Raw genomic sequence first — 7,658 nt, 5'->3', positions numbered from 1 at the left:
CCCTCCATCCCCTCCGCCGGTTCCGTCGTGCAGGACGCGGACGCCGACCGCTCGGTCGCCCTCGAAGATGACGCTGTCCACCAGGGCGCCGCCGCGGACGGTCAGGCCGGGCAGGTCGCGTGCGGGTTCGAGGTAGCCGTCGTTGACGCTGACGCGGCGTGCGTCGCGGGAGTTGATCGGGTAGGGCGAGACGCCGGTGGCGCCGGGGGCGTTGACGTCGGGCGCCCATCCCCATCCGGCGGCCAGGGCGGAGTCGGCCAGGACGCGGTCCACGGCTCCCCAGGCGGCCTCGGGGGTCCGGTGGACGGGGGTGGGGCCGCCGCGACCGTGGTAGGGCTCGTCGCCGAAGTCGCCGTCGTCCTCAAGCTTCGCGAAGTACGGCAGTACGTCGTCCGGGGTCCAGCCCCGACACCCGAGGGCGGCCCATTCCTGGAAGTCCTCCATCGGCGGCCGGATGGCGATCTGGCCGTTCACGGACGAGCTTCCGCCGGCGCCCCGGCCGCGCCAGTACGGGGCCTGCGGCTGCTTGTCCGTCCGTGCGGCGGTCAGGCCTGTCCAGAGAAGGCGCACCGCGGTCGCCGGGTCCATCAGGGCCACCGCGGGGTTGGGCGAGCGCCACGCCTCGGGCATCTGCGCGGAGCGGTAGTCGGGGCCCGCCTCCAGGAGCAGTACTCGTCGGCCCCGGGCGGCGGTTCGGGCGGCCAGTACCGCACCGGCCGAGCCCGCGCCGACCACGATAAGATCCCAGCTGCGTTGTGCCATTGCTGCACCCCTGGATGTGTGAACGTCGGCTAGTCCGGCGCGGAGGCTCCGGTGTGGATGCTCCGGCGCGGATGTTGGTAATCTGACGCCACCCAGTTTGTTCAGTCAAGAGTGAACATTCATTTTTTTCTGTACGGGAGGGGTCGATGTCGCGAGCCGCCGACAACGGCGAAGCCGCGGATGACGGTCGGCCGGCAGCCGCGAGTGATGGTCGACCGGCCGCCGCGGCCGACGGACAGCTGATCGAGGACTTCGGTCTTCGGATCGGGCGGGCGATGAGCTGGCCCCCCATGGCGGGGCGGCTGGCAGGCATCCTGATGCTCAGCCCGGACCCCATGACGCTGTCGCAGTTGCAGCAGGCGCTCGGCGCCAGCAAGGGGTCCGCGTCGGAGATGACCCGCCTGCTCATCACCCACGGCACGGTCGACCGCGTCAAGGTGCCCGGGGTGCGCCAGGCCGGGTACGAGTGGCGCTCCGACGCCTGGAGCGGCTGCCTTCAGTACCAGCTCGACCAGACCAGGCAACTGCTGGAACTCGCCGAGGCCGCGCGGGAACGAGGAGGCGCGCTGCCGCCCGTCCAGCGGGGCCGGCTGCGCGACATGCACACCTTCTACGCGTTCATGGTCGAGCAGTTGGAAGGTCTGCTCGACGAGTACCGGCTACTGCTCGACGTCGACGTCGACGTCGACAGAGCGTAAGGCGTGATCCGCATCCCGCTCGGCCAAAGCGGCCAAAGCGGCCAAGGCGGCCGAAGCGGCCAAGGCGGCTAAGGGAAGACCCCGAGCGTCGTCCCCGTGGATCCGTCCGCGCCCTCCGTCGCGCCGCCGTCCGTGGTGCCGCCGTCCGTCGTCGTGCCGCCGTCCCCTGTGGTGCCGCCCGAGCCGTCGCCGGTGGTGCCTCCGTCGGCTGTCGTTCCGCCGTCGGTGGTGGTGCCCCCGCCGTCCGTCGTGGTGCCTCCGTCGGTCGTCGTTCCGCCGTCGCCTGTGGTGTTTCCGCCGGTGATGGCGCCGCCGTTGTCCTGCCCCTGGGTGTCCGGGGTCTCCTCGCCGCCGGTGCTCGTGCCGCCGTCGTCCTGGCCGCCGATGCCGGTCCCGTCCCCGTCCTCGTCCCCGTCGGGGGCGCCCGACGGCAGTTCCTGCTGCCCGGCGCCCGGCTGGAGTTCCAGGTCGAAGTCCTGGACGGCGACGCCCTTCAGCGCGGCCTTCGTGTACTGGGCCCAGATCTGCGCCGGGTAGCCGCCGCCGTTGATGCGCTGCTGCCCGAGTGCCCCGTACAGCGACTTGTGGGCGCCCGTGTCGGGGTCCTGGCCCATCACGGCGACGACCGTGGCGAGGTTCGGGGTGTAGCCGGCGAACCAGGCCGCCTGGTCCTCCTCCGCCGTTCCGGTCTTGCCGGCCACGGGGCGTCCGGCGGCCTGTGCGGCCGTTCCGGTGCCGCTCTCGACGACGCTGCGCAGGATCGAGGTCGTGGTGTCGGCGGCCTGACGGCTGACGGCCTGCTCGGTCTGCTTGCCGGGCAGCTTCACGTCCTCCGAGCCGTCCTTGGTGATCTTCTCGATCAGCGTGTACGTGCCGTGCTTGCCGTGGTTGGCGAGGGTCGCGTACGCCTCCGTCATGTCGAGGACGCTCGCGGTGGCCGTGCCGAGCGCGATGGACGGGGACGCGCTCAGGTCGGGGGTGTCGGACGGGATGCCGAGGTCGACGGCGGTGTCCTTGACCTTCGCGGCGCCGACGTCCACGGCCATCTGCGCGTACACGGCGTTCACGGACTTGTCGGTGGCGGTGCGGACCGGGATCCGGCCGTACGAGGCCTGGTCCTCGTTCTCCGGGGCGTACCGCTCGCCGCTCCAGCCCTGTACGGCGCGTCTGTTGGTGCCGTCGTAGAGGGTGTTCGGGGTGATCGTGCGGCCGTCCTGCGTGACCGCGTCGTTCTGCACGGCCGAGGTGAACACGAACGGCTTGAAGATGGAGCCCACCTGGTAGTCCCGGCGGGTGGCGTTGTTGTAGTACTGCTTCGTGTAGTCGATGCCGCCGTACATCGCGAGGACCTTGCCGGTCTTCGGGTCGATGGAGGCACCGCCCGCGCGGACGTAGTTGTCGACCTTGCGGTCCTTCTTGTCGAGTTCGGCCGTCACCTGGTCGTCGACGGCCTTCACGAAGGCGTCCTGCTTCGGCTTCTGCAGGGTGGTCGTGATGCGGTAGCCGCCCGCGTTCAGGGCGTCCTCGTCGAGGACCTTGTGGTCGGTGAGGTAGTCGTTGACGGCCTTGACGATGTAGCCGCGCTGGCCGGACATGCCGGCCGCGATGACCGTCTGCCTGGGCGCCGGGAACGTGACGCCGGCGCGCTCCGACGCGGTGATCCACTTCTTCTTGGCCATGCCGTCGAGCACGTAGTTCCAGCGGGCCCGGGCCGACGGCTTGTTCTCGGGGTGGGCGACCACGTCGTACTCGCTCGGCGCGTTGAGGAGCGCCGCGAGATACGCGCCCTGGCCTGCCGTCAGGTCCTTGGCGTCGACGCCGTAGTAGGCCTGGGCGGCGGCCTGGATGCCGTAGGCGTTGCGGCCGAAGTAGCTGGTGTTGAGGTAGCCCTCAAGGATGTCGTCCTTGCTCTTCTCGCGGTCCAGCTTGATCGAGATGAAGAACTCCTTCACCTTCCGCGAGACCGTCTGCTCCTGCGCCAGGTAGTAGTTCTTCACGTACTGCTGGGTGATCGTCGAGCCGGACTGCCTGCCCTTGCCGGTGGCGGTGTTCCAGCCGGCGCGGACCATCGCCTTGGGGTCGACCGCGGACTCGGTGTAGAAGTCGCGGTCCTCGGCTGCCAGTACCGCGTGCTGGGCGTCCTTGGAGATCAGCGCCAGGGACACGTTCTCCCGGTTCACCTCGCCGTCGCGGGCGAGCTGGCTGCCGTCCGCGTACAGATAGACGTTGCTCTGCTTGATCGCGGTCGCGTTCGCCGAGGGGATCTTCACCAGGTAGTAGCCGAGAGCGAACAGGCCGACGAGCAGCAGGATTCCGACGACGAACGTGCCGAGCACCATCCGCCAGGTCGGGATCAGCCGTTTCCAGCCGGTGCGCTTGGGCCGCTTGGGGCGCCCGGCATCCTTGGCACCTTTGGGCTTCTTGCCGGAGGCGTCCTCGGGCGCCCTCGGTGCCCAGCCCTCGCTCGGCTGCTGCGGCTGCGGCTGGTCGTTCATCTCGTGCCGTACTCCCGTTTCGCGTCGTACGCCCCCATACGCCTGGTGCGCCCCTCCTTTGAAGACTGTCGCATCCGGTGATTCGTTCCCGGCGCGTGGCACGCGTCGCGGGGAAAAATGCCTGGCACGCGGCACGGCCGCACGGCTAGGCTCTTGCGCTTTGGCCCAGACCGGTTGAAACGGCTGAAGGGAGCCCTTGGTGGGGGCAGGGAGGTTGTACGCGGCCGTCGCGGCGAGCGGTTTCCGGCGGTACGCGACCTACCGGGTGGCCACGGCCGCCGGAGTGTTCACCAACACCGTCTTCGGGCTGATCCTGGCGTACACGTACATCGCGCTGTGGGACGAGAGGCCCGGCCTCGGCGGGTACGACCAGGCCCAGGCGGTGACGTACGTGTGGATCGGGCAGGGGCTGCTCTCCGTGGTCGCGGTGATGGGCGGCGGCTTCGAGGACGAGATGATCGAGAGAATCCGTACGGGTGACATCGCGATCGACCTCTACCGGCCCGTGGACCTCCAGGCGTGGTGGCTGGCGGCCGACGCCGGGCGGGCCGCGTTCCAGCTGGTGGGGCGTGGGGTGCTGCCGATGGCGCTCGGAGGGCTCGTGTTCCGGCTCGCGCTGCCGACCGATGTCGGGACGTGGCTGGCGTTCCTGGTGGCCGTGCTGCTCGGGGTCCTGGTGAGTTTCGCGCTGCGCTATCTCGTGGCGCTCTCGGCGTTCTGGTTCATGGACGGGGCGGGTGTGCAGCAGCTGGCCGTCCTGGCGGCGATCTTCTTCTCCGGGCTGACACTGCCGCTGAACGCCTTCCCGGGCGCCCTCGGGGAGCTGGCCCGCGCACTGCCCTGGTCGGCGCTGATGCAGACCCCGGCGGACGTACTGCTCGGCGAGCGCACGGGCAGCGGGCTGCTGCGCACGTACGCCGTCCAGGCCGCCTGGGCCGTCGCGCTGCTCGCGGTGGGCCGGCTGGTCCAGTCGGCGGCGACCCGCAGGGTGGTGGTCCAGGGTGGCTGACCTGAGGAATCTGAGGGGCCTGAGGGACCTGAGGGACCTGAGGGGCCTGAGGGACCTGAAGGAGCGGCGCGACGCGGACTCCGGGTTCGCGCCGGCGGGCCGTTCGCGGCTGGTGGACGGGCTGCGCGCCTACCGGCTGATCGCCTGGATGTGGATCCGCTCGACGATGGCGTACCGCGCGTCCTTCGCGATGACGGTCTTCGGCAACTTCGCGGGAAGCGCGCTCGACTTCGTCGCGATCCTGCTGATGTTCTCGCGGGTCGACGAGCTCGGCGGCTACTCGCTGGGCCAGGTGGCGTTCCTGTACGGGCTGTCCAGTGCCGCGTTCGGCCTCACGGACCTGGCGCTCGGCTCGGTGGACCGGCTCGGGCAGCGGGTGCGCGACGGCACGCTCGACACCCTGCTCGTACGGCCCGCACCGGTGCTCGCGCAGGTCGCCGCGGACCGGTTCGCGCTGCGCCGCCTGGGCCGGATCACCCAGGGGCTGCTGGTCCTCGGGTACGCGCTCTTCGTCGTCGACATCTCCTGGACCCCGCTGAAGGTGCTGCTGATGCCGGTGATGGTGGTCAGCGGGGCCGCCATCTTCGCCGCGGTGTTCGTGGCGGGCGCCGCGTTCCAGTTCGTGGCGCAGGACGCGTCCCAGGTGACGAACTCGTTCACGTACGGCGGTACGACCCTGCTGCAGTACCCGCCCACCGTCTTCGCGAAGGACCTGGTGCGCGGGGTGACCTTCGTGCTGCCGCTGGCCTTCGTCAACTGGCTGCCCGCGCTGTACGTGCTCGGGCTGCCGTATCCGCTCGACCTGCCCGAGTGGGTCGCGTTCCTGCCGCCGCTCGTGGCCACCGCCTGCTGCGCGCTCGCGGGCATCGCGTGGCGGGCAGGCCTTCGTTCGTACCGCAGCACCGGGAGCTAGCCGCACATGGATTCCAGCCAGGACACCGACCACACCGACCACACCGACCGCACCGATCACACCGACCCCGCCCCCGATCCCCACCGTCCCGACACCGACCCTCACCACCCCGACACCGACTTCATCCGCCTCGACGGCGTCGAGAAGGTCTTCGACGTACGCAAGAAGACCGGCTTCCTGCGCAGTGAGCGGCGGCAGGTGCGAGCGGTCGACTCGATCTCCTTCACCGTGTCGCGCGGCGAGATGGTCGGCTACATCGGACCCAACGGCGCCGGCAAGTCCACCACCATCAAGATGCTCACCGGTATCCTCACGCCGAGCGGGGGCCGCCTGCGGGTCGCAGGCATCGACCCGTCCCGCGAACGCACCCGGCTCGCGCAGCGCATCGGTGTGGTGTTCGGGCAGCGGACCACCCTGTGGTGGGACCTCCCGCTGATCGACTCGTACCGGCTGATGCACCGCATGTACCGCATCCCGGACACCCGGTACGCCGAGAACCTCGACCGGTGTGTCGAACTCCTCCAGTTGGGCGACCTGTTGGACGTACCCGTACGGCAGCTCTCGCTCGGGCAGCGGATGCGCGGGGACATCGCGGCGGCGCTGCTGCACGATCCCGAGGTGCTGTACCTGGACGAGCCGACGATCGGGCTCGACGTGGTCAGCAAGGTGCGGGTGCGGGAGTTCCTGCGGGACCTCAACGCGGACCGCGGCACGACCGTCCTCCTGACGACCCACGACCTCTCGGACATCGAGCAGCTGTGCCGGCGGGTGATGGTCATCGACCACGGACGCCTGATGTACGACGGTCCGCTCACCGGGCTGCACGAGATCGGGGAGAGCGAGCGGACGCTGGTGGTGGACCTGGAACGGGAACTGCCGCCCATCGACGTGGAGTCGGCGCGGGTGGTGAAGGTCGAGGGGCCGCGGCAGTGGCTGGCCTTCCCCGCGGCGCAGTCGGCGGCGCCGCTGGTGGCGCGGATCGCGGCCGAGTACCCGCTGGTCGACCTGTCGGTACGGGAACCCGACATCGAGGCGGTCATCAGCCGCATGTACGCGGAGAAGGCAACCTCGTAGGCTGCTTCCCATGACGGACGAACTCCCCGACAAACTCCCGGAACTGCGTGCTTCCGACGCCGACCGCGAACAGGTCGCCGAAGTGCTGAGGGACGCCCTCACCGAGGGCCGCCTGGACATGGAGGAGTTCGAGGAACGGCTGGAGACGACGTACAAGGCGCGTACGTACAAGGAGCTGGAGCCCATCACCCGGGACCTGCCCGCGCCCGGCGTCTCCGCGCCTGTTCCGCTGCCCCCTCACGCCGTGTCGATGGTCAAGGGGCCCGCGGGCACCGGGAACTGGGCGAGCCGCATCGTCGGCGGTGAGGGTTCGTCCCACTGGGGCGTCGCGATCATGTCGGGGTTCGAGCGCAAGGGGCACTGGACCGCGCCGAGGCGGTTCAACTGCTTCGCGTTCTGGGGCGGCGGCGTCATCGACCTGCGCGAGGCGAACTTCGCCGACGGCGAGATCGTCGTCAACTGCGTCGCGGTCATGGGCGGGATGAGTGTGATCGTGCCGCCCGGCGTCGAGGTCGTCGTCCGGGGAATCGGCATCATGGGCGGCTTCGACCACGGCCAGGAGGGTGTGCCGGGGGAGCCGGGCGCTCCGCGCGTCGTGGTCAAGGGGTTCGCGTTCTGGGGCGGGGTGGGTGTCGAGCGCAAGGTCACCAAGGCGGAGCGGCTCCGCCTGAAGGAGGAGCGGCGGCGGGAGAAGTTGGAGCGGAAGG

Annotated in this window: 7 protein-coding genes; 5 read left to right on the top strand and 2 right to left on the bottom strand. The window is 70.3% G+C overall.

Going from position 1 to position 7,658, the window contains the following annotated elements; all coding sequences use genetic code 11:
- Positions 1–762, bottom strand: a 762-nt coding sequence (locus AOK01_RS39660) for a GMC family oxidoreductase N-terminal domain-containing protein (RefSeq protein ID WP_157871673.1), incomplete at its 3' end; no start/stop codon positions are given.
- Between the two features lie 146 nt (positions 763–908).
- Here AOK01_RS39660 and AOK01_RS39655 point away from each other — a divergent pair.
- On the top strand, positions 909–1,460 hold the full coding sequence (locus tag AOK01_RS39655) for a GbsR/MarR family transcriptional regulator (protein ID WP_245702617.1): 552 nt from the start codon (positions 909–911) through the stop codon (positions 1,458–1,460).
- 68 nt (positions 1,461–1,528) lie between these two features.
- On the opposite strand, the gene AOK01_RS39650 is transcribed toward AOK01_RS39655, so the two are convergent.
- A complete protein-coding gene (locus AOK01_RS39650) occupies positions 1,529–3,955 on the bottom strand; it encodes a transglycosylase domain-containing protein (protein ID WP_055520437.1) in 2,427 nt (808 codons plus the stop codon).
- 199 nt (positions 3,956–4,154) lie between these two features.
- Here AOK01_RS39650 and AOK01_RS39645 point away from each other — a divergent pair, with 199 nt between their 5' ends.
- The 4 genes from AOK01_RS39645 to AOK01_RS39630 form a co-directional block, all read left to right on the top strand.
- Positions 4,155–4,964: an ABC transporter permease gene (locus AOK01_RS39645; RefSeq protein ID WP_055520435.1), complete on the top strand. Its 810-nt coding sequence runs from the start codon at positions 4,155–4,157 to the stop codon at positions 4,962–4,964.
- A gap of 55 nt (positions 4,965–5,019) precedes the next feature.
- Positions 5,020–5,877: an ABC transporter permease gene (locus AOK01_RS39640; RefSeq protein ID WP_245702618.1), complete on the top strand. Its 858-nt coding sequence runs from the start codon at positions 5,020–5,022 to the stop codon at positions 5,875–5,877.
- Positions 5,878–5,883: 6 nt separating this feature from the next.
- Positions 5,884–6,951 (top strand): ABC transporter ATP-binding protein, encoded by a 1,068-nt coding sequence (locus tag AOK01_RS39635; protein ID WP_245702616.1) that lies wholly within the window; start codon positions 5,884–5,886, stop codon positions 6,949–6,951.
- A gap of 10 nt (positions 6,952–6,961) precedes the next feature.
- Positions 6,962–7,658, top strand: a 697-nt coding sequence (locus AOK01_RS39630) for a DUF1707 SHOCT-like domain-containing protein (protein WP_055520439.1), incomplete at its 3' end; no start/stop codon positions are given.

The organism is Streptomyces aurantiacus, from assembly GCF_001418335.1.
Taxonomy (GTDB): Bacteria; Actinomycetota; Actinomycetes; order Streptomycetales; family Streptomycetaceae; genus Streptomyces; species Streptomyces aurantiacus.
The sequence above is the reverse complement of the archived record's forward strand: the minus strand, read 5'-3'. Positions and strand labels throughout refer to the sequence as shown.